19 protein-coding genes are annotated in these 23,433 nt (G+C 31.5%); all 19 read left to right on the plus strand.

From position 1 onward, the window contains the following. Nucleotides 1–160 precede the first annotated feature (160 nt). The 19 genes from LBD57_RS04465 (at nt 161) to LBD57_RS04555 (ending at nt 23,421) form a co-directional block, all read left to right on the plus strand. Nucleotides 161–1,348 carry a hypothetical protein gene (locus LBD57_RS04465; RefSeq protein WP_373470130.1) on the plus strand — a complete coding sequence of 396 codons (1,188 nt, stop codon included), beginning with the start codon at nt 161–163 and terminating at the stop codon, nt 1,346–1,348. Continuing rightward, nucleotides 1,338–1,634 carry a hypothetical protein gene (locus tag LBD57_RS04470; RefSeq protein ID WP_373470131.1) on the plus strand — a complete coding sequence of 99 codons (297 nt, stop codon included), beginning with the start codon at nt 1,338–1,340 and terminating at the stop codon, nt 1,632–1,634. Before LBD57_RS04465 ends, LBD57_RS04470 begins: the two co-directional genes overlap by 11 nt. Before the next feature lie 117 nt (nt 1,635–1,751). Then, nucleotides 1,752–3,299 (plus strand): hypothetical protein, encoded by a 1,548-nt coding sequence (locus LBD57_RS04475; RefSeq protein ID WP_373470132.1) that lies wholly within the window; start codon nt 1,752–1,754, stop codon nt 3,297–3,299. Nucleotides 3,300–3,499: 200 nt separating this feature from the next. Next, nucleotides 3,500–4,171 carry a hypothetical protein gene (locus tag LBD57_RS04480; RefSeq protein ID WP_373470133.1) on the plus strand — a complete coding sequence of 224 codons (672 nt, stop codon included), beginning with the start codon at nt 3,500–3,502 and terminating at the stop codon, nt 4,169–4,171. A 501-nt stretch (nt 4,172–4,672) separates the two neighbouring features. Beyond that, on the plus strand, nt 4,673–8,485 hold the full coding sequence (locus tag LBD57_RS04485) for a DUF5906 domain-containing protein (protein ID WP_373470134.1): 3,813 nt from the start codon (nt 4,673–4,675) through the stop codon (nt 8,483–8,485). Between the two features lie 273 nt (nt 8,486–8,758). Next, nucleotides 8,759–9,304, plus strand: a complete 546-nt coding sequence (locus LBD57_RS04490; protein ID WP_373470135.1) for a hypothetical protein — start codon at nt 8,759–8,761, stop codon at nt 9,302–9,304. 51 nt (nt 9,305–9,355) lie between these two features. After that, entirely contained in the window at nt 9,356–9,793 is a 438-nt protein-coding gene (locus tag LBD57_RS04495; RefSeq protein ID WP_373470136.1) for a hypothetical protein, read from the plus strand. A gap of 72 nt (nt 9,794–9,865) precedes the next feature. Continuing rightward, nucleotides 9,866–10,204, plus strand: coding sequence for a hypothetical protein (locus LBD57_RS04500; protein ID WP_373470137.1), 339 nt, complete (start codon nt 9,866–9,868; stop codon nt 10,202–10,204). 153 nt (nt 10,205–10,357) lie between these two features. After that, nucleotides 10,358–11,542, plus strand: a complete 1,185-nt coding sequence (locus tag LBD57_RS04505; RefSeq protein WP_373470138.1) for a hypothetical protein — start codon at nt 10,358–10,360, stop codon at nt 11,540–11,542. A gap of 450 nt (nt 11,543–11,992) precedes the next feature. After that, nucleotides 11,993–12,286, plus strand: a complete 294-nt coding sequence (locus LBD57_RS04510; protein ID WP_373470139.1) for a hypothetical protein — start codon at nt 11,993–11,995, stop codon at nt 12,284–12,286. A gap of 229 nt (nt 12,287–12,515) precedes the next feature. Then, nucleotides 12,516–12,743, plus strand: a complete 228-nt coding sequence (locus tag LBD57_RS04515) for a hypothetical protein (RefSeq protein ID WP_373470140.1) — start codon at nt 12,516–12,518, stop codon at nt 12,741–12,743. Nucleotides 12,744–12,832: 89 nt separating this feature from the next. Beyond that, nucleotides 12,833–13,405, plus strand: coding sequence for a DUF2800 domain-containing protein (locus tag LBD57_RS04520; RefSeq protein ID WP_373470141.1), 573 nt, complete (start codon nt 12,833–12,835; stop codon nt 13,403–13,405). Between the two features lie 8 nt (nt 13,406–13,413). Next, a complete protein-coding gene (locus LBD57_RS04525) occupies nt 13,414–16,152 on the plus strand; it encodes a helix-turn-helix domain-containing protein (protein ID WP_373470142.1) in 2,739 nt (912 codons plus the stop codon). A 124-nt stretch (nt 16,153–16,276) separates the two neighbouring features. Then, entirely contained in the window at nt 16,277–16,597 is a 321-nt protein-coding gene (locus LBD57_RS04530; protein WP_373470143.1) for a hypothetical protein, read from the plus strand. A 749-nt stretch (nt 16,598–17,346) separates the two neighbouring features. After that, nucleotides 17,347–17,919, plus strand: coding sequence for a glycoside hydrolase family 108 protein (locus tag LBD57_RS04535; RefSeq protein ID WP_373470144.1), 573 nt, complete (start codon nt 17,347–17,349; stop codon nt 17,917–17,919). A gap of 16 nt (nt 17,920–17,935) precedes the next feature. Then, entirely contained in the window at nt 17,936–18,115 is a 180-nt protein-coding gene (locus LBD57_RS04540) for a hypothetical protein (RefSeq protein ID WP_373470145.1), read from the plus strand. 35 nt (nt 18,116–18,150) lie between these two features. Next, a complete protein-coding gene (locus LBD57_RS04545; protein ID WP_373470146.1) occupies nt 18,151–19,317 on the plus strand; it encodes a hypothetical protein in 1,167 nt (388 codons plus the stop codon). A 10-nt stretch (nt 19,318–19,327) separates the two neighbouring features. Continuing rightward, entirely contained in the window at nt 19,328–21,748 is a 2,421-nt protein-coding gene (locus LBD57_RS04550) for a hypothetical protein (RefSeq protein WP_373470147.1), read from the plus strand. 77 nt (nt 21,749–21,825) lie between these two features. After that, the gene (locus LBD57_RS04555; protein ID WP_373470148.1) at nt 21,826–23,421 is read left to right on the plus strand and encodes a hypothetical protein; all 1,596 of its coding nucleotides are present in this window, start codon (nt 21,826–21,828) and stop codon (nt 23,419–23,421) included. Nucleotides 23,422–23,433 lie beyond the last annotated feature (12 nt).

Below are 23,433 nucleotides of genomic sequence, written 5' to 3' on the forward strand. Positions count from 1 at the left end.
ATTTAAGCAATTATATAATAGGGTCTGAAAACCCCTCATTTATATGCCCTGAGACGCGCGTAGAAGGCCCTAGGAGCGTCGACTTTGTTGTTAGGCTATAACTACCTATGGTTTTTTAAAAAAGTCGAAAAAAACAACTTAAAAATAAGAAGGTGATGACTTGTATAAAATATTAGCTGTTGATTACGCAAATTTATTATATCGATGTTATTGGTCCGTTAAGGGTTCTATGTCTCCTGGTCTTGCAATATTTAGATTCGTACAATCCTTATTTGTATCAATGAGAGAGACTAAATGTAATAACTTAGTTCTTTGTGGCGAATCATTTACAATGTTGAGAAGAACCAAATTCGATAAAACATATAAATGTGAACGTAAAAAGCCCGAAGATAAGGATTTTATGATATTTAGCGGCGTTTTAAGTAACATGTTGAAAACTATGGGTTATGAAATTGTCCATTATCCAGGATATGAAGGAGATGATGTAATAGCTTCTCTTTGTCGTGTGTCTGGTAATTGTCAAATCTATATTATGACAATGGACAAAGACCTTAGACAACTTCTTTATAGAGATAAAGTTGTTGTTGTAATTCCTAACACAAGCAGAACCATATATACAGAACAAAGATTTATTAACGAGCATGGATTTGGTATTGATAAGTATCCAATATATAAGGCTTTAATTGGAGATAAGTCAGACTCAGTTGAAGGGGTTGAAGGAATTGGACCCGTTAAAGCAAAATCACTTATAACGAGTTGTAAGACTGTTGGTGAATTATTAAGTTGTCTTAGTTATGATGAAAGAAGAAAATTTAGACATGCATTAAGACTTATAACACTTGAAGCTGGCGTACCAAGAAAATTATTTAGAGATTATTTAAGTAAAAAGACATGCAATAACCAGCAATATAGAGTTATAAAAAAGATGTTTACAAGACATTATGGTGAAGAACTTGTTGATGGCGTGTTAAACGAATTTAAAAAACTATTAGGAGTGGACGATATGATGGACAAAATAATTGCTGTGGATTTTGATGGAACTCTTGTAGAAAACAAATACCCAGATATAGGAGAAATTAATAGAGAAGTGTTTGATGCTGTATTGGAGGAACAAGGCGCTGGAGCAAAAATTATATTATGGACTTGTAGAGAAGAAGGTGTTCTTACTCAGGCTATAGAGTTTTGTAAGTATAATGGGCTTGTGTTCGACGCCGTGAATGATAATCTTGAATATATTAAGCTTAATTTTAATGGCAACCCTAGAAAGATTTTTGCTCATGAGTATTGGGATGACCGGCAGTATTGGCCTGGTAAGGCTTGTAGGGATGGATTTGATTGTGAGGATTGAGAGGTGTAAGGAATGTAAGAAAAGTAAGAAAAGTAAGGAATGTAAGGAATGTAAGAAAAGTAAGGAATGTAAGGAAAGTAAGAAAAGTAAGAAAAGTAAGGAATGTAAGGAAAGTAAGAAAAGTAAGAAAAGTAAGAAAAGTAAGGAATGTAAGGAAAGTAAGAAAAGTAAGGAATGTAAGAAAAGTAAGGAATGTAAGGAATGTAAGGAATGTAAGGAAAAATTGATTGAAAGGACAAAAAAGGCCAAAACAAGTTCAAAAATAGCACTTTTTACAAAAAGGTAGGGTAGATGTACCCTTAATACAAAGTACGTCGAATGGACGCGTTCTAGAGGCCTTAGCGGGCAAATTTCAGGGTGTTTTAATGTCAATAATCAAACTAAAAAGAAAGGTGTGTTTGTAATGAAAAAGAATTCTTTTTTGATGTTTGCAACAGGTTTTGTTTTTGGAGGAGTTGTTTGTGGCGTAGGTAGCTTTTTATACTTTAGGCGGCGCTATATTAAGGCAGAGCAGATATTGGATAAGAGGGTTGAGAAAGAACTTGAGGAAATAAAAGAACTGAAAAATAAAGCGGTCGAAGACCGAAAGGAATTAAAGGCACAAATAGATAAAAATAGACGAGCAAATATTAAAGCTCGAGCCGAAGAGAATTTTCTTAAAAAAATAAATGAAGAAGAAGCTAGAAGACAACATAATATTTTGAAAAGGCAGGATCATAAGAATATTAATTACCATCAAGTAAAGCCACCGCTTGACGCGCTTGTACGGGAGATAGAGAACGAAGACAGAAAAAAAGCTTTAATGAATAGAACACATGAGATTGTGACTTATGATACGCCGTTGGATGATGGTTATGATGAAGATAGCATTATGTATTATATGAATGATGATATCTTGTGTGATGATCACGACGAGACGTTTGATGATATTGTTGAGATAATTGGGGAGGAAGCATATGAACTTGTGAAGAAGAATCCCGGGATGGTTTATGTTATGAATCATAAAATGCAGATATTTCTTGAGGTGGAGTCGGTGGCGGATTCGTATTTTAATAAGCTTAGAACACCCAAAGAAATAATTATAGAGGATAAGTTGTCTCATAGGTACCAGGTTATATTTGAGGGGGAGGATGTAGAGGTTGGTGATTGTACGGAAGTTTATCTTACGTATTATATGGTAAACGGCATCTGTTTGAGCGAAGGCGGCGATTATCTTGTTATTCAAGATTACGTTGGGAATATTATAGCTGAGTTTATTAGGAAGCGTGAGGGTCTTCTTACTGTGTGGAATCACATAGACGATGTTGTATATCATATTACGGCCGTAAACGCTGAGTATGATGTTGATCCGGATAAGATAGAAAGCGATTTTAGAGAACGAGTAGAACATTTAAGGCGTATGAAATCTGGTGGTATGCCTTGTAGTGAGTTGATCTTAGATCTTGAGGATGAGCGTTTACAGATTTGTGGTTATGATACTCATTTGGTTAAATATTTTAATGGGAACGATGTTTGGATTTGTGAGGAAGAAGAGTTTTTTAATGGCAGAGAACGCTTTGATGATGAGGTTCTTGAATATCTTACATCGCATGATGGCTTTTATATAGTAATATCTCATAGTCAGGAAATAGTGTATGAAATAACTTGTTATGCTTATAGTTATAATGAACCAGAAGAACTTGATGCTGAGCAAAAACGAGCTTTTAAAGAGAATATGTTAGAAAGACAGAAAGTGCTTGATGAGAAGATGGAACGAGAGTCAGATGCAAACCGTCAAAAATCTATTGAAAGGGCAAGAATGCGTCGAGAAAGGCAGATGAAGATTGATAGGGGTGAGGATGATTCAAGTATTGATGAGAATATTCAAACCCCTTCTGTTGGAAAATATAAATCAATTATTGAAGATGATACTCGATTTGAACGGTTTGTAAAGAGGAAGAATGAGAAGTAGAAGAAGTTGGGAGGTATTTTGATGAAAAGAGAGGACGAAGATCTTGGCGGTGATTTTATGGATTGGGTTTGGTTAATAGTTTGTTGGTTGATTGCTGGGTGGATATGAGGTTGTTGGTTGATTAAAAGATGAAGGGCTTAAGTAGATACTTAGGCCCTTTTAGATTATTTTGGAAGATTTGAGGAAAGATAAAGGCCAAAATGAAAAGAGGTGATGTTTTGATGAGGAGAAAAAGAAGGAACCATGAGGAGTCTTGTTTTGATAGTAATTATTTTAATTGGCTTGTGTGTGAGAATACTGATTTGAATGGAAGGAATTGTGTTTATACTTATGTTGTTATTGCTAAGATATTGTTTGATACGTCTTTTTTCTTTATTCATCTTATGGATAGGAATCGTTTGGTTGACGGTTGGCAACTTAGAAAGGATTATAGAAATACAATTGCTAAGAATCCTGAGAGTATTGATATTAGTGAGAAAACCTGTAACCTTTTAGAGATGTTTATTGCTTTGAGTAGACGAATGGAATATAATTTGTTTGGGATTAATAAACTAGTTTCGAATAGCCGCGAATGTGTCTTTTTATTCTTGTGTAACCTTGGTTTGGATTGCTTTAGTGACCAGTGGATCGGTGGGATTACTTCGGAGAGGCGTTTGGCTGGTGTTGAGTTTGAGATAAAAGTGATTTTAAATACTTTTTTGAATCGTACGTACGAGTTTGATGGGACTGGAGGATTGTTTCCATTGAATCGGCCTAAAGAGGATCAAAGAGAAGTTGAAATTTGGTATCAAATGCATGCTTATCTTAATGAGAATTTTTATTTTGAGGATGAAATTGTAGAAGATAATATTGTTAGAAGACGAGAAATTTAAAAAAAATATTGATGAGAAATTATATTAAAAGAAGTTTTGGGTTAAATTTTGTTTAAAATTCTTAAAAATGCTGTAAATCGTTGGTATTACTAGGTTTGTAAGAGATTTTAAATAAAATTGTAAAAGGTTTAAAAAATGTGAGATGGATGTGACGCTTGTAAGACAGTTACAAAATGCTGTAAACCGTTGAAAATACTATATTTGTGACAAAGTGACATTATATTATTATATTATTATTATTATTATTATATATATATATATATATATATACGTATATATACAGAATAAGTATTTTCACCCGGTTTTGTTAAAAATGTCACAAAAAGTGTTAAAAACTCAGTGATACCAACGGTTTACAGCATCGTGACAAAAAAACGCTTTTGTCACAGCGTCACACACTTTTTTAGTATTTTTGTTCTTTTTTGGTGTTTTTTGTATTTTTTGTTCTTTTTTGGTGTTTTTTGGTATTTTCAATAAAAATGTATTTTAGGAGGTTTTTTGATGGATTTTTTAAAATATAGTATTAAAAAAGTTAAAAAAGATGAACACGATTATGATCACGAATTAGTTGTTGAAATTGATTGTGTTGGAACAAAAGATTTATTAGTAAAAGGTAATTCTTTTTATGCGTTGTGGAGTGAAAAACGACGGTGTTGGATTTTAAATGAGCAAGAAGCTTTTTTATTAATAAAAGATGACATATATGAAAATTTAAACGACATTAGAAATAAAAATCCTAATAAAAGAATTAAAGTTAAAGATTTTGGGATTATATCTTCAAGATTATTAACAGATTATAAATTAAGTTTACAATTTTTTGGAAGTACATCTATTGAGTTAAATACAAAATTGTTTTTTAAAAGCGAAGCTGATAAAAGAGTTCGAGAAGATTATTCAAGTCAATGTCTTCCGTACGATTTGTCGTACAATTTTCCACAAGCATATGATGAATTAATGTCTGTATTATTTTCTGAAGTCGAACGAGAGAAATTAGAATGGGCAGTAGGTTCTATATTTTGTGGAGATTCTATAAATATTCAAAAATTTATAGTTCTTTATGGTGATACGGGAACTGGAAAAAGTACATTTTTAAATATTTTACAAAAACTTTTTGCTGGTTATTATATTCATTTTGATGCTGCCGCCACAGGTTCAAATAGTGATCAATTTTCAACGGCTCCTTTTGCCAAAGCAGCTTTAGTAGCAATTGAACACGATGGAGATTTATCTCGTATTGAAAATAATATAAAATTAAATAGTATAATATCTCATGAACCTATATTTATAAATGAGAAAAATAAACCTCGTTATTTAATTACTCCAAAATGTTTTTTATTTATGGGAACAAACAAAATAGTAAAATTTGTAGAATCTAAATCTGGTTTATTAAGAAGAATTATTGATGTTTTTCCAAGTGGTAATAAAGTTTCTCCAGAAAGATACGATCAATTAGTTTATCAAATTGATTTTGAACTTGGTGATATAGCAAATCATTGTATGCAAGTATATACAAAATTAGGAAAGTATTATTATGATAAACATAGACCTAAAAGGTTAATATTAAAATCAGATATAGTTTATAATTTTATTAAAGATAATATTGAAGATTTTTTATTTACAAGTGCTGTTTCTGGAGAAAAAGCTTATAAAGAATTTAAAAATTATTGTAAAGAATATGAACCAACATATATACCAAGAAGACTTAAGTTTTATGAGGAGTTTGATAATTATTTTACAACAGTTCATGATAGGTCAAGAATTAATGGTGTACAACTACGTCATGTTTGTACGGGATTTAAAAAAGATAAGTTTGACATCTATTTACTACAATCTATTGAAGAAGAGATGTCAAAAAAGAATTCTGATGATAATGTACAAGATGCATATGTAATTGAATTAAAAGAACAGCCCAGTGTTGTTGATACTGTTTGTGAAAATATTTTAGCTCAATATGCAACAAAAACAGAAACACCAAAACAGAAATGGAGTGATGTAAAGACTACATTAAAAGATATAGACACAAGTAAGTTACATTATGTATTATTAGATGAGCATCATATTGTAATTGATTTTGATATAAAAGATACAAAAGGAGAAAAATCATTAGAGACAAATCTTGCTAAAGCAAACGATTGGCCGCCAACATATGCAGAGGTAAGTAAGTCAGGAAAAGGTATCCACTTGCATTATATTTATGATGGTGATCCTACTGAACTCAGTGGAATATATGATTCTAATGGTATTGAAATTAAGGTGTTTACTGGGAATAGTGCTCTTCGTCGTAAATTAACGTTGTGCAATGATAAGCAAATAGCACATATATCAAGTGGTTTACCTTTAAAAAAAGGAGGAGCCATGATAAACACTAATGTTATTAAATCGGAGAAAAAATTGTATGAACTTATTAATCGTAATTTACTTAAAGAATTTCATAATGGAACTAAACCATCTATTGATTTTATATATAAGTTATTAACAGATGCTTATAATAGTGGTTTGCATTATGATCTTACTACAATGAGGCCCGCTATACTAGCTTTTGCAAATAACTCAACGCATCACGCTGAATATTGTGTGGGAATGGTAAATAAGATGCCGTTTAAGTCCGATGAAATAAGTGAAAATATAGAACAATATAATAAAGATGAGTTGGTGTTCTTTGATTGTGAGGTGTTTCCAAATTTATTTGTTGTGGTATGGAAGAAAGAAGGAAAAGATGCAATAGCAATGATAAATCCAACAGGAGAAGAGATTGAAAAATTATTTGATTATAAGTTGATTGGTTTTAATAATCGACAATATGATAATCATATTCTTTATGCAAGAACGTTGGGTTATTCTCTTCAAGATTTATTTAATTTAAGTCAAAAGATAATAAAAGATACCAAAAATGGAACGTTTAATGAAGCATATAATATTTCTTACACAGATATATATGATTTTTCATCAAAGAAACAAAGTTTAAAGAGATTTGAAATAGAATTAGGAATTCATCATCAGGAGTTGGGTTATAAATGGGATGAGGAAATACCAGAGGAAAATTGGGACAAAGTAGTTGAGTATTGTAAAAATGATGTTGTTGCAACAGAAGCAGTATTTCATGCAAGGAAACAAGATTTTGTAGCAAGACAAATTCTCGCTGATTTAAGCGGGTTAACTGTAAATGACACAACAAGACAACACACCGAGCAAATTATATTTGGGGACGATCGTTATCCTCAAGAAATGTTTCAATATACAGACTTACGAGAGCAATTCAAAGGATATACATTTGATAATGGGAAAAGCATTTATCAAGGTGAATATCCAGGAGAAGGAGGTTATGTTTATTCAGAGCCTGGTATTTATTATAACGTTGCATTACTAGATATTGCATCAATGCATCCAACAAGTCTTATATCTATGAATATGTTTGGACCATATACAGAAAATTATAAACAATTATTAGATGCAAGATTGGCGATAAAACATAAAGATTATAATGCAGTAAAATCTATGTTAGGAGGGAAATTAGAAAAATATTTAGGGACGGATGAAGATGCTGATGCATTAGCCTATTCGTTAAAAATTGTAATAAATATTGTTTATGGTTTGACAAGTTCAATTTATAACACGAGGTTTAAAGATTTTAGAAATAAAGATAATATTGTAGCAAAACGCGGGTCGTTATTTATGATTGATTTAAAACGGGCTGTTCAAGATAAAGGTTTTAAGGTTATTCATATTAAGACCGATTCAATTAAGATTCCAGATGCAACAGACGAAATAATAGAATTTGTAGTAGAGTTTGGAAAGAAATATGGTTATACGTTTGAATATGAGGCAAAGTATAAAAAGATGTGTTTGTTTAATGACGCTGTTTATGTGGCTTATGTTGAGGGAAAAGATAAGAAGCCGGATCATTGGATAGCTGTTGGAACAGAATTAATTCATCCGTACACTTTTAAAACTCTTTTCTCAAAAGAAGAAGTAACACTTGACGATTTAAGTGAGGCTCGTTCTGTTAAAACAAGTTTATATTTAGATATGAATGAAGATTTACCAGAAGGAGAGCATAAATATGTGTTTGTAGGAAAAGTTGGTTTGTTTTATCCAGTAATTGATGGGTGTGGAGGTGGTAAATTATATCGAGAAACTAATGGGAAATATCAACATGTAACAAAAACGAAAGATTGGCGATGGAAAGAACGAGAGGTCGTTGATAGAGATGGTTTACACGATCAAATAAATATGGACTTTTTTTACACACTAACCGAGAATGTACGTAATACTATATCTAAATTTGGTAATGTAGAGGAATTTTTATCTGTTTAGATACTTTTTGAGTATTTTTCAAAAAACTAGGCATAGTTCATGCCTTAAACTAAAGTCGACGCTCCTAGGGCCTTCTACGCGCGTCTCAGGGCATATAAACGAGGGTTTTATTGGGTATATTTAAATTATTAGAAATGAGGTGTTAAAAGTGAAAATTTGTAAGGTAATTTATAGCGGCCTCATGTGTATTTTTATTGATTGGTGGTAAAAATAGATAAAAAATAATATTGTTGTATTTCTTTACACATTATAGTATTTTAAAGGAGAATGGTTATGATAGCAAATATTGTACTTGAAAACCCGAAATTTATTTATAAGAATTTCAGCGGAAAAGTTACTCAACACAATGTTAAGGGTATGCGCAATTTTTGTGTTATACTTAATCAAGAAACCGTTGACGCTATTAGTAAAGATGGGTGGCATATTAAATACTTAAAGAATTATAAAGAGGATGGTTTGATACCATATTTGAAGGTATCTATTAATTATAATTATATCAATAAACCCGAGATAATTGTGTTATCTTCAGATGGAAAAACTATTCTCAATGAAGATAACATAGGTATACTTGACAAAGTTGAAATTAAAAACTCGAAGCTTATTATTAGGTCTTATACATATGACAAAGGGCTAAAGGATAATGTACCAGCAAATATTATAGCATATTTAAAGTCGCTTGAAATTAGGGATTTATTTATTTCAGCAAATTCTAATATTGGAACTGTTGTAACCGATGCTGATAAAAAACCAGTAATTAATGACAATGATGAAATAGAACCTATTAAAGAAAAATTTATAGATGGCGTTGCTATTGACTAGCATTTTATTCTATCAAATAAAGCGAGGTTATAAATTATGGCAAATAATGTTGTGATTGAACATGCGAGAATATTATTTAGAAATTTTAGTGGGGTTGAATCAAAGTTTAATCCTGCTGGAAGACGTAATTTTTGTGTTGTAATTAATGATGAAATGGTGGATATATTAAAAAACGATGGTTGGAACATTAAGTTTCTTCAACCAAGGGAAGAAGATGATCTTCCAACACCATACTTACAAGTATCGGTGAGTTATAATTACTATCCACCAAAGATATTTCTTATATCTAGTAATGGTAAAACACCTGTCGATGAGAATATGGTAAATATGTTAGATTGGGCTGAGTTTGAGAATGTAGATCTTATAATAAGACCTTATAATTATGAAGCTGCTGGAAGAAGTGGCATTAAAGCATATGTTAGATCAATGTATATAACACTTGTTGAAGATGAGTTTGATTCTAAATACGGTGATATTCCAATAAAATGAGTATGTATGCTTTCTAAGATATTTAATAATATTTATCTTAGAAAGCATAAATATAATTTGGAGGTTAAGAAAATGACTACGTTGGATTCTAATAAATTGAATATAGTGCTTGTTATACCAAGAGAAGATAAAACGGAAAGTGATATAAAAAAGGAAATTAAAAAGTTAAAATCTAGTATTATTTCAATGTTTGGTAATGATATAATAATTCATGATCTATTTAATAATAAAAAAGTTAAAAATAATTCGTTTAGTTTGAGTAAAATAATAGAAGAATTAGAAAGTATATTTAATAACGCGCCGTGTGTTGTATATTTTGGTAAAAATTGGAAGGCATTTTTCAGATATAGGATTATATATGATATTTGTAAGGAATATTTAGAAGATGATGTTTTAATAGGAAATCTTTAATTTTTACACGTGTAGAAGATATTTTAAGTATTTTTTCAAAAAAACTAGGCATAGTTCATGCCTTAAACTAAAGTCGACGCTCCTAGGGCCTTCTACGCGCGTCTCAGGGGTATAATAGTTATAGTTTATATTTAATTGATAGGGGTGATTTTTGTGATAAGGTTAAAGAAATATCAACGAGAAGCAGTAAATAAATTAAAGAATGGTTCAATACTTTGTGGTGATGTTGGATCTGGCAAATCTATAACAGCGCTTTTCTATTATTTTGAAAAGGAGTGTGGCGGTAAGATTTCTAAAAATCCTATTTTAATGCAAGATTATGTGCCGCTTTACATTATAACAACAGCTCGTAAAAGGGATACATTAGAATGGGAAAAAGAATGTTCTAATATCGCTATTCGACCAAGTAGTGTTATAATTGATTCGTGGAATAATATAAATAAGTATCGAGCAGTAAAAGATGCGTTTTTTATTTTTGATGAGCAGCGCGTTATTGGTAGCGGAGTTTGGGTTAAGAGTTTTTTAAGAATAACACAAAATAATCGATGGATTTTACTTACAGCAACACCGGGAGATACTTGGTTAGATTATATTCCTGTGTTTATAGCAAATGGTTTTTATAAAAATCGAACAGAGTTTATTCAACGACATGTGGTTTATAGTAATTATTCAAGATATCCAAAAGTTGAAAAATATATTGAATTAAGTAGATTGTTAAGATTAAAAAATGAGATTTTAGTTATAATGCATTTTATTAGACAAACAAAATCTCATCGGCAAAAGATATTGGTTAATTTTGATAAGATTCAGCAAGATATAATTTTGAAAAGAAGATGGAATATATATGAAAATCGGCCAATTACTGATATTAGTGAATTATGTTTTACACTTCGCCGTTTAGCAAATACTGATCCAAGCAGATTGGAGGCATTATTAGATATTTATAATAGAAATACAAGATTAATAATATTTTACAATTTTAATTATGAGTTAGATTTATTGGTTAAATTTTGTGAAGAACATAAAATTCCATATGCTCAATGGAATGGTCATCGCCACGAATTAATTCCAAAAGAAATACGTTGGATGTATTTAATACAATATGCGGCTGGAGGTGAAGGTTGGAATTGTATTGAAACGAATGCTATGGTGTTTTATTCTCAAAATTATTCTTATAAAACAATGGTACAAGCGGCTGGTAGAATAGATAGGTTAAATACTCCATTTAATGATTTGTATTATTATCATCTTATATCACATTCACTAATAGATTTAGCAATAACAAAAGCTCTTTCATTAAAGAAAAATTTTAATGAACAAAAGTATTTCAGGTTTTAATAAAGAAATATTAAACATATAAAAAACATATAATATAATAGAGAAGTAAAAAGAGTATATTTTTATAAACTAGTTTATAAAATTATATAAATTTGTATTTGGTGGATACTCCCGTAGGACAAGCTAAACGATGTTTACAGGGCATAGTAAATGCGCGAGCAAAACGAAACCAGAGCTTCTCTATTTTTGTGTGTTTTTATAGTTTTGGAAGTAATTTTTAAATGATCTTTTAAAACCTTGGTATTACAGCGTTTACAGCATCGATAAACAGTAAAAAAAACACACTATCTAATAGAGGGAGAGGATCGTCATAAATTGACGAGCTGATTTTTTTAAAAATTAGAACACTTTCTCTCATTTTTTGATCTTAAAAAATATTTTTTCAATTTTTTTATAAAAGAGGTGAATTTTGTACATTCTGAAGCTGAGTTTCAAAAAGAGGTGAATTTTGTGCATTCTGAAGCTGAGTTTCAAAAAGAGGTTAAAAGAGATCTTCGACAAAAATTTAAAGGTTGTGTTGTTTTAAAGAATGATTCTAGTCATTTTCAAGGAATTCCTGATTTAATTGTATTATATAAAAATAAATGGATTGCTTTAGAATGTAAACGTTCAGAGAAAGAGCATCGTCAGCCGAATCAACAGCATTACGTTAATCAATTAAATAAGATGTCTTATGCTGCATTTATTTATCCTGAAAACAAAGAAGAGATTTTGGAAGAAATTCATAAAAAGTTCAAGACATAAAAACACATCTTATTATAGAGAAATCTATTTGAAAGGTGGTGAGTACTATGAGATATGTAAATTTTTAATGAATTTTATTTAACGTGAACAATTTCACGTATCTTATAGTAAGGAGCTGATTAAAATGTATTTTAACCTAGGGGTATGTGTATAACACATATCCTTAGGTTTTATGATTGTATAAAACACTTCTTATTATAGAGAAATCTATTTAAAAGGAGTGGTTTGTATGGATGAAATAAAAGATTTATTTAATAAGCTCAAAGATGCAATTGAAGCGGAAATGATACGAAAATACGCAAACAAAACAAAGCCAGAAGAACCTATTTACAACTACACGCTTGAATTAGAAGCAGTGTTGGAATTAGGTAAAGATGGCACGGTGGTTTGGAACTTTGATCATGGATGTTTAGGAACTGTGATAAGAGAATCGATGAATATTTCTAAATTTCTATAAACTAGCAATAGATTGCTTAATAGGCCAAAACATGGTCTATTAAGTTTTGACTTAAATTGTGTTTATACAAAATAATAGGAGTTGATTATATGCAATTTAAACAGCATACAAATCTTGATAATCAACACGCGTTTCTAAGTCCTAGCAAATATCATTGGGTAAATTATGATATTGAAAAGCTAGATTTAGTGTTTGGTAAATGGCAGTCACAGATACGAGGTATTAGACTTCATGAATTTGCCTGTACTGCTATCCGTTTAGGTATTAAATTACCAAATACTAAACAAACTTTAAACCAATATGTCAACGACGCAATTGGTTTTAGAATGAAGACGGAGCAAGTGCTCTATTATTCGGAAAACTGTTTTGGCACGGCAGATGCTATTGATTTTCGTAAAGATTTATTAAGAATTCATGATCTTAAAACAGGTAATACAACGGCTTCTATTACACAACTTGAGATTTATGCAGCTTTATTTTGTTTAGAGTATCATTATAAACCAAAAGATATAAAAACAGAATTGCGTCTCTATCAATCAAATAATATTATTGTAAATAATTACGAAATTGATCCTGAACTTCCTGAAACTATTGAAACTGTTATGGAAAAAATTATTTTATTTGATAAGCGTATTGATGAAATCAAGTGTGAGGAGTTGTGAGATGACTAATGACATATTTAATACATTATGGTACTAAACGTCATTCCGGTCGTTATCCTTGGGGTTCAGGAGATAATCCACAAAGAAGTAAAAATTTTAAAACATATGTTAATAAACTTAGAGAAAAAGGAATGACAGAAACAGATATAGCAAGAGCTTTAGGTCTGACAACAAGTACATATAGAGCTCGACTATCTTCTGAAAATACGATAATAAAGCTTGATACAATAGCACAAGTTCAAAAACTTAAAGATAAAGGTTACTCTGATAAAGCAATTGCTAATAGATTACGATTGTCTGAAAAGACTGTTAATAATTATTTGAAACCAGAAACATTAGTTAAACTTAAAGCTTCAACTGCTGCTCTTGATGTTTTAAAAAGTGTTGTTGATAATCGAGGTATGACCGATGTTGGTACTGGTTCAGAACAACAAATTGGTGTATCACGCACTAAAATGAAACATTATTTAGAACAGCTCAAACAAGAAGGTTATGTTGTTAGACCAATATATGAAGATCAACTCGGTAATCCTGGTAAACAAACACCAATTTTAGTTCTTGCAAAACCAGGAACAACATACAAAGAAATTTATAATAATCGTGCTGAGATAAAACCAATTATAGAAATACATACCAGCGATGGTGGAGAAACTTGGAGCTATCTTAGAGATGTTGAGCTTGTTAATCCTGATCGAATAGCCGTCAACTATAAAGAAGATGGTGGAACAAATAAAGATGGTGTTATAGAACTTCGTCGCGGTGTTCCTGATTTAGATCTTGGTAATAAGATACAAGCTCAAGTTCGTATAGCTGTTGAAGGTGATAAGTATTTAAAAGGAATGGCAATGTATGCTAATGATCTTCCTGATGGAATTGATATTAGATTTAATACTAATAAGTCTAAAATAGATGCTGACGGTAATTCGGTTAGTAAACTTGATACAATGAAATCTTTTAAAAAAGATTTAGATGGTAATATAGATTTAACTAATCCTTTTGGCTCAACGATTAAAGCAGCTGGACAACGTGGCGCATTAAATATTATTAATGAAGAATCTGATTGGGATGAATGGAATAATAAAAATCATCTTTCTTCACAGTTTTTATCAAAACAATCACCTGAATTAGCAAAACGTCAATTAGATTTAGCTTATAAAATAAAAGAAGATGATTACAATGAAATATTGTCTTTAACAAATCCTGTAATAAAGAAAGATTTATTAATGAGTTTTGCAGATAAAGCAGATTCTGATGCTCTTGAACTTCGTGCGGCATCTTTACCAAGACAAGCAAATAAAGTATTACTTCCTATTCCAGAATTAAAAGAGAATGAAGTATATACAACAACTTTTAAGAATGGAGAGCATTTAGTTTTAATAAGACATCCACATGGTGGAATATTTGAAATACCAGAAGTTGTTGTAAATAATAATAACCGTAAAGCTAAAGAATTACTTGGTAATAGTATTGATGCTATTGGTGTAAATCCTAAAGTTGCACAAAAATTATCGGGTGCTGATTTTGATGGTGATAATGTTTTAGTTATTCCAAATAGAAAAGGAACAAAGTATGAAATTAATACTGCTCCAATGTTGCAAGAGTTACAAGATTTTGATCCTAAAGAAAAGTATTCTGTTCCTCCCTCAATGTTATATGATAAAGAAACTAATCCTGGTGGATTTAAACCTATGGATAAGAGAACAAGAGGTTTAGAAATGGGAAAGGTTTCTAATCTTATAACAGATATGACAATTAAAGGAGCAACAACACAAGATGAAATAATAAGAGCTGTTAAACATTCTATGACAGTTATAGATGCTGAAAAACATAAACTTAATTGGAAACAATCTTATCAAGATAATAATATAGCAGATTTGCACCTAACCTATCAGGGTAAAAAAAGTGGTGGCGCAGCAACATTAATATCAAGAGCTAAATCTCGAATAGATGTATTAGATCGGAAAGATTCTGTAATAGATTTAAATACTGGTAAACGAATTTACATTGATCCAAAAACAGGAAAGAAATTATATACTTTAACTGGTGCTACAAAAAAAGTTTTTAAAAAAGATCCCATTACTGGTAAAAGTGTTTTAGTTGGTGAGAAACCAAAGAAAATTATTTCAAAGCGAATGAAAGAAACAGATGACGCTTATACTTTATCTTCGGGCACTAAGATGGAGGGGGTATACGCCGACCATGCTAATAGACTTAAGGCCTTGGCAAATAAAGCACGCCTGGAAGTATTGAAGGTTCCTAATCTTGAATACTCGCCATCTGCTAATAAGGCATATGCTACTGAAGTTAAATCTCTTAAGGCCCAGTTAAAGTTGGCTAAGGGGAATAAGGCCTATGAGCGTCAAGCAACCCTTATCTCAAATGCGATGTATAATGCAAAGAAAGCCGCTAATCCAAACTTTGATGCTGATGATTTATCTAAATTACGCGGCCAGTGCTTAACGTTAGCCCGTGCTAGAGTGGGAGCTAAGAAACATAAGATTGAAATTAGTGACAACGAATGGAATGCTATTCAATCTGGCGCAATTAGTAATTATCTATTAACTCAGATTGTTGCTAATAGTAACAAAGAAAATTTAATACGGCGGGCTCTTCCAAAGTCATCTCCAGTAATGTCCTCTGGTAAAATATCAAGAGCTAGAAGTATGATGGCTAGAGGGTATACTAGGGCTGATATAGCAGATATGATGGGGGTTTCGGTGTCGACTCTTAATGCTGCTTTAAAATAAAAGTAATACAAATTAATGAGTTAACAGATGAGTAATGATATAATGATTTAATATTTTTATAATTAAAGATTTGTTTTTTAAAAGAATATTAATCAAATTACTCATTAAAGAAAGGATGAAACAAATGATTAGAGATTATGATACCTTAATCTTAGATAAACGGGATTATATGTTATCAACTTTAGATAACCCGTATAACCCATATGAGGACTTTGATAAATGGTATCTATATGACGAAACATCTGGTTATCATACTTGTGGTTACTTGGCAAGATTAGTAGCAACGTCTTATGATTTATCTGAAGAAGATCAAGATGACGCTATTCGTATAGCAATGGAATCAATGCTCGAAACAAATGTAACAGGAAATTACTTTAAAGTCTTTCCTGATTCTGATATTAGCAAAACATTTATTATTGATTCTAATTTAGTTATGAATGATTAATAAACTTAATTATTTTAAAAATAGTTTGCCACGATTGGTTTCGTTCCAACTCCTCCTATAGGGGGTTATAGAGATCTATACCCCCCTATACTTTCGTCGTCGGGTAGGCAAAAAAGCCGGAACAGTTAAGAAAGTCAAGATTTTCGCGGTGGTTTTTTCTGAAACTCTTTTTCAAGAGCCTATAAACCCTTGAAAACACTATAAAAGTATGATTTTTACATTTACACATATGTTTTTCGTTTCTGCCGTACACCTTTTAAACCTTTAAGCTTTTATTCTTATGATACACCTTTTAAGTTTTTAAGCCTTTAAGCTTTTATTCTTATAATACACTTTTAAGCTTTTAAGCCTTTAAGCTTTTATTCTTATAATACACCTTTTTCATATTTCCTCTCATATTTTCTCCTTTTCTTTACTCCTATCAAAACTTCTTAATCTAATCCATCATGTTTTTGTAAACCATTCGTTCTAACAAATACTCCCAAAAATAACACACGTTTTTAAAAGAGGTGAAATTGATTTGGATGATTTTCTCAATTGGTACTGGGGTTATCACACAAATCCTTGTCTTACGTGTTCTTTTCCAACCAAATTTGGTTGCCTCTGTGCAAAAAAGATTGCTTATGACAAAGAGTGTGAAACTCTTTATTTTAATCCTATAGATGCATCCTATAAAATTTTTATATAAATAAGCAACCTTGTAGAATTAGAGACTTAATTATAGCCTAATTCAGAAGGGACGGTGTATTGTGTTTATAAAGAGCGATTCTCTTCCAGCAAGTTATTTACAAAATACATTACAATACGAAGGCGGTTACGTAAATCGATCTGATGACAAAGGCGGAGAGACTAACAGAGGAATAACAATAGGAACTTTACAAAACGCAATTCAAAAAGGTGTGGTTTCTAAATCAGTTACAATTCGATCTCTTACGAACGATCTTGAATCAGTAAGAAAAATTTATAACGATCTATATTATGCCAAAGCTAAATGTTTTTTAATACCTCATCCATTAGCTTTTGCACATTTTGATGCTTCTGTTCATCACGGAGTAGGCGGAGCAATTAAATTATTACAACAAACGTTAAATAAATTTAATGGCAATCTTACTGTTGATGGTGGATTTGGTCCATTAACTATTAAAGTTTTAGATGCTATTATTTTAAAAGTTGCAATGAAAATTTTAATTGATACATATCAAGATATGAGAGTTGCTAAATTTAATAGTATTATTGCAAAGGATCCAACACAAAAAGTATTTATTAATGGTTGGCTTAATAGAGCTGCTATGGTTCGAGCGTGGTGTCATCAACAAGAATGATGGACGGTGAATAATAATGGACGGTATTCAATATGGACAATTACCATTTAATGGAAACTATATAGATCACGAAGGTATAATAAGAAATATTGATGGGTTTGTTGTTAATGGAGATGGCATTCAACATAATATGGTTCCTATGAATGGCAATTTTTATGATTCGAATAATAAAATTAAAAATTTAGATGTACTATAATTTTTATATAGTTTTATTATGTTTGGGGTGAGATCATGGATAATGGAGTACAACGTAATCAAATGCCGTTTAATGGAAATTTTTATGACCATGAAGGTAAGATACGTAATATAGATTCATTATCTGGAGGTGGCGGATCAGCGTCATTTCCTCCTGGTGGAAAACCGGGTGAGTTTTTAGGGAAGGTGTCTGTTACAGATAATGATGTTGCATGGCTTGATCCTTTAGCGGGTCTTCCTGACAATCCTTATAGAGGAGAGTACGCAGATTTAGCAGCCTTACAATCAGCGTATCCTACAGATGTACAAGGTGCTTATGCTACAATAACAGGTCAACTCTATATTTATAACAATGGCTGGCAATTAGCATCAGGAGCATATAGAGGTAAATACACTACATTATTAGAATTACAAACGGCGTATCCAACAGATATAGCAGGGTCATTAGCTCTTGTTGGAGATGACTTATATGTCTATGATAATGGTTGGATAATAGGATCTCAAGGTACACCCGCTGTTACTGGTATTCCTAATGGTGGTACTACGGGTCAAGTATTAGCAAAAGCATCTAATACTGACGTTGATGTAGAATGGATAGACTTTCCTATAGTAAATGATGCTTTTGTTTGGCATGGCGCATATCATGTTATTACAGCAACAGATGTTGCAAATAAATATTTTGATATTACTGAAGAAATTGAGGCTTCTCTTAAACAAGACACAATACTTTTTGTTGAAACCGACGTACAATCTAGAGATGATTATGAAGTAATTAGTCCTTCTCGTATATCCTGGAGTGGAAAAGGTCTTGAGACCGATCCTCCAATGCAAGCTGGATGGACCGTTTGGGTTTTGTATCCTGTTAAAGTGAGTGGGCTTGGCGTTGGTGGAGGTACAGGTGGAACAGGAGCCGATGGTAAATCAGCTTATGAATTAGCTGTAGAGGAAGGTTATTCTGGAACTCTCCAGCAATGGTTACTTTCTCTTAAGGCAGCTGGTAAACGATATTTGCATACTCAAACTAGTCCTGAAAAAACATGGAACGTGCAACATAATTTTAATGAGAAACCGGTAGCTGTTGTAACAAGAGATTCTACTGGTGAAGAAGTAGTATGCTATCATGATTGGTCTACATCTACACAAAATTTATTAGTGCTGAAATTTAACATGCCTTTAGCTGGATCAGCATTAGTATTGGGGTGAGATTACATTTATGTCTATTGCTACTTATGGGTATCTAAATTTTAAAATTATAGATCAATTTACTGGTCAACCTGTGGAAAACGCTAAATTATCTGGAAATATGACATTATATAATTCATATGATAATTCTATATTTCAAAATCAAGATGTTGAGTTTCAGAATGTATTATCTAATAGTGATGGTATAATTACTTTAATGTTGTCGTCTACATCATCGCAAGTATATGCTATAATTAAATGGAAAGTTATATATAATGATGCTGTTAAAACTAGTGGATATTATCGAACTTCTACTTATAATTTATATATGAATCCGATGGGCGAAGTAATAGCTACTATATTTGTAAGAATAGATACTAGTACAAATTTGCCAGATAAAAATTATGGTATGGCTCCTCCAATTTATAATGTTTATATTCAGGCAGTAGATAATGAGTTAGAAACTAATCTTACAGATGCTGTTGTTACTTCTTCTCCACCGATTAAGAATCCAGATGTAGCAAATTATGAATATTATTATGTTTTAGATGGTTCAAGTGGTGAATATCTTAAAGGTCAAATTACACAAATTAGTACTGTTTCTAATCTTAAATTACCGTCGTTTCCATTAATAATTTGGGATTATGAAAATATTAATTTTGATCTTGCTCCAGTAACATATACAATATATATAAAGTTACCATATACAACTATAATTGGTGATCCAGATTATACTATTCAAGCACCAAAAATATATATTGTTGATTCTGATACATTAGAACCAATTTTAAATGCTGATTGTGAAGTAAATATATCATTTGATAATCCTTTCTTTAATAATTCTAGAACCTTTATTGATGATAATGGTGATGGAACTGTTTATACAGGTTCGTTTTGGGTTCGCCCACCAACTACAAAAATTATTATTAATGGTATAATTAAGAAAAAGGGATATGAAAATTGTGTGTTTGATATTGAGAAAGATATAGCTCTTGTTATTCCAGACGTTACTTTAAAAATGAATAAATCATCAAGTTATGATCCAGATGATCCAGATGAACCTGATGATTTTGATACTACAAGACACGCACCGCCTATATATAGAGTTTCATTTATAGATAAAGATGATGTTCCAATTGTGTTTTCTTTAGATATTACTAGTATTCCAGAAGCAACATATAATTCAAGTAATAATTATTACGAATTCGATTCTACACCGCAGCACATTCTCTACGGTCGTATTACTGAATTGCCAATTACTGATATGGCTGGTAAAAAACCATTAGATATGCCAATAGTATTGTGGAATTATAACGCAATAGATTTTACACAACCATCTGAAATTAAATACCTCACAATAAAAATATTAGATGAGAATGATTCTGGAACGAACACGTTTGAATTTGCTAGTCCTTTAATCTATGTAATAGATAAGGATAATAATCAAATAATAGACGCAAATTACGAAGTGAGCGTTTCTTTTAGTCCAACTAATTCAGCTATGCAAGCATTTAATACTTCAGGAGTTACATATCCTATTGGGTTAATTGATCTTGGTGCCTTTACTTTAAGCTCTTCTGATATTGTTGCTACTATTGATTTAAAACTTACTCATCCTGATTACAAAGATGTAGAAGTTAGTATAGAAACATCAATTGCTAATGCAATACAAACGGTTTATATTAAAATGAATGATAAATCTCAAGGAGGAATAACTGATATGTCTACAGGAATTAAATACTATTCTCAAATAGAAATGCTTGTTGATCCAACTCTTCCGAACCATGTAACACGACTCAAGGATGTACTGGATCTTGTTGATGGAAAGACTAAGGGCCCGGTAAAAGTTATAACCACGGCGAATTTAAGTGTTACTTATTCTGCTAAAGTTCTTACAGCATCAGCCGACGGAACTTTGGGCGCTATTGATAATATAACACTGGCGGTTAATGATCGAATATTAGTAAATGGTCAGACAGATCATACGCAGAATGGTATTTATACTGTTACTTCTCTAGGTGGTGCTAATGCTAGATTTACTCTAACTCGTGCTGATGACATGGACGCTGACGATGAAATAATAGAAGGATTTAGGGTATTTATTAGTGAGGGTACTATTTATGCTGGTACTGTTTGGAAATTACAGGGTACCGCCCCCTTTGTACTTGATACAGATAATATAGATTTTGTTCAAGATATAGTTAAGTATCGTGAAATAGCAGAGAAAATATTTGATGTTGTTGGAGATGGTAATACTACTGACATCACGATTTCACACGGTTTTGGTACAAAGAATGTAACGCTTGAATTCTTTGATGCTACTACTGGGGAGAATGTCGAGGTGTTTGCTCAGCGTACCTCTGTTAACGACGTTAAGCTTATATTTGGGTATAAGATTCCTTCGGATGTTGCTATTAAAGTTATAGCTCGAGCTGTTCTTAATCCATCGTAAGAAAATATTTTAGGGTGTCTTTCCTTTATTGGTTAGACACCTTTTGATTTGTACTAGAAAGGAGACGTGTATATTATATGTCTAATGCAATACCATATTTAAGTCAAATAGAGATGAAAACACCAGCTACAGAAGAATTACATTTAGTTAGAAAAAAAGAAGCTGTAATAAGCTCTAATGAATCAATAAATAATGCTGTTGCATTAACTTATGCTGAGTTTGAAGCGCTTCAAAATAAAGATCCTAAAACACTATACACAATAACAGATGCTCAAGGTTATACCAATCCTGTTCTAATAGTGCCTGATTATGATAATATAGAAACTACAAATAGAATATCTTCAAATAAAGGAACTTGGACGGCCGAACACACGGGTTATGTTAGAATTACAGCGCTGTCATCTATGGAAAATGGTCAGGATCATATTGTAGTACATATTAATAATAAGGTTGTTTATTCACAGCAGATTAATAGAACAACTAAAGGAAACATTCCAGATATATTGATAGAACGTTTTATTACTAAAGGTGATACATTAAAAATTACAGTTCAAAATTATTTTGATTCAGCGACTGCTTATTTTATACCATTAAAATTTATTGAAGCTTTACCACCAACAATTACTGAATATACACGCCGCACCGATGTTTCAATAGATGGTACTTCAATGAATTTCTATGTGTCTCCCACAGGCAGCGATGATAATTCAGGATATTTTTCAGATTCTCCAATGCTTAATATACATACTCTACTTGAGAAAATAGCAGCCGATGATAGATTACCAATAGGATATGATATCATTATTAATATAGCTACAGGTGAATATACATTTCCTGCTGATTATAAACTTCCTGTATTTAATAGACGAATAAGTTTTTTTGGAACTAATAAAAATAATACAATAATAAATTTATCTGGTTCTCAATATGGTCTATATATTAGTGGTAATTTTTATACCACGGCTGTTTCATATATAGGATCTGTATCTACGGTTGGTGGATATTTAATATTACTCGGCGGTCCATATAGAGCAGCTATACAAAATGGAAACATTACTGGTTTGAACAAAGATGTTGAATATTATGGTGTATATAGTGATATAGCATCATTAAGATTATATAATATGACTTTTATAAACTTACCAATAGCTATTGGTGTTAATTCTGGTCATAGTGAAATTAAATATATTCAGCACGAAACATCTGGCAATGATGTATTAATTGTTTCTAATAATTCTCTTATTGACGTTGATGCGGTGCGGTCAGCACATGCAACTACATTATTTAAATACACTAATGGCGGACGTATTTTCTTTCCGGGAGATAGCATGTATAGTACTACAGAGCAAATAACAGGTGAATTATCGATAGCTAATAAACCTATTTATCGAAGAACTTTTAATATAACTGGTCCAGCGCTTAACGCAACTTCATCGCAAGTATTAGTAAGTAGTGGCGTTGATCTGGTTGTAAGATTTGAAGCTATATGTATGACGAATGGCGCAGATACTATTGGGGCTATATATTATTCTGATGCTGGCAATTTACAAAGATCTGTGTCTATATATCATAATACAGTCACCCAATCAATATATTGTAATATAACTGTTGGTAGTAATTCACTTTATGCCACTCGCCCGTTTGCTATAACTGTTTGGTATACTAAGGTTTAATGGAGGTTTATA

The organism is Candidatus Endomicrobiellum cubanum, assembly GCF_031278955.1.
Classification (GTDB): domain Bacteria; phylum Elusimicrobiota; class Endomicrobiia; order Endomicrobiales; family Endomicrobiaceae; genus Endomicrobiellum; species Endomicrobiellum cubanum.

Excerpts from the sequence above, each read along its gene's own strand:
- LBD57_RS04525 (WP_373470142.1), top strand. The coding sequence starts at position 13,414 with ATGACATATTTAATACATTATGGTACTAAACGTCATTCCGGTCGTTAT.
- LBD57_RS04540 (WP_373470145.1), top strand. The coding sequence starts at position 17,936 with ATGGACGGTATTCAATATGGACAATTACCATTTAATGGAAACTATATA.
- LBD57_RS04550 (WP_373470147.1), top strand. The coding sequence starts at position 19,328 with ATGTCTATTGCTACTTATGGGTATCTAAATTTTAAAATTATAGATCAA.
- LBD57_RS04490 (WP_373470135.1), top strand. The coding sequence starts at position 8,759 with ATGATAGCAAATATTGTACTTGAAAACCCGAAATTTATTTATAAGAAT.
- LBD57_RS04480 (WP_373470133.1), top strand. The coding sequence starts at position 3,500 with ATGAAAAGAGGTGATGTTTTGATGAGGAGAAAAAGAAGGAACCATGAG.
- LBD57_RS04515 (WP_373470140.1), top strand. The coding sequence starts at position 12,516 with ATGGATGAAATAAAAGATTTATTTAATAAGCTCAAAGATGCAATTGAA.
- LBD57_RS04555 (WP_373470148.1), top strand. The coding sequence starts at position 21,826 with ATGTCTAATGCAATACCATATTTAAGTCAAATAGAGATGAAAACACCA.
- LBD57_RS04545 (WP_373470146.1), top strand. The coding sequence starts at position 18,151 with ATGGATAATGGAGTACAACGTAATCAAATGCCGTTTAATGGAAATTTT.
- LBD57_RS04500 (WP_373470137.1), top strand. The coding sequence starts at position 9,866 with ATGACTACGTTGGATTCTAATAAATTGAATATAGTGCTTGTTATACCA.
- LBD57_RS04520 (WP_373470141.1), top strand. The coding sequence starts at position 12,833 with ATGCAATTTAAACAGCATACAAATCTTGATAATCAACACGCGTTTCTA.
- LBD57_RS04530 (WP_373470143.1), top strand. The coding sequence starts at position 16,277 with ATGATTAGAGATTATGATACCTTAATCTTAGATAAACGGGATTATATG.
- LBD57_RS04475 (WP_373470132.1), top strand. The coding sequence starts at position 1,752 with ATGAAAAAGAATTCTTTTTTGATGTTTGCAACAGGTTTTGTTTTTGGA.
- LBD57_RS04485 (WP_373470134.1), top strand. The coding sequence starts at position 4,673 with ATGGATTTTTTAAAATATAGTATTAAAAAAGTTAAAAAAGATGAACAC.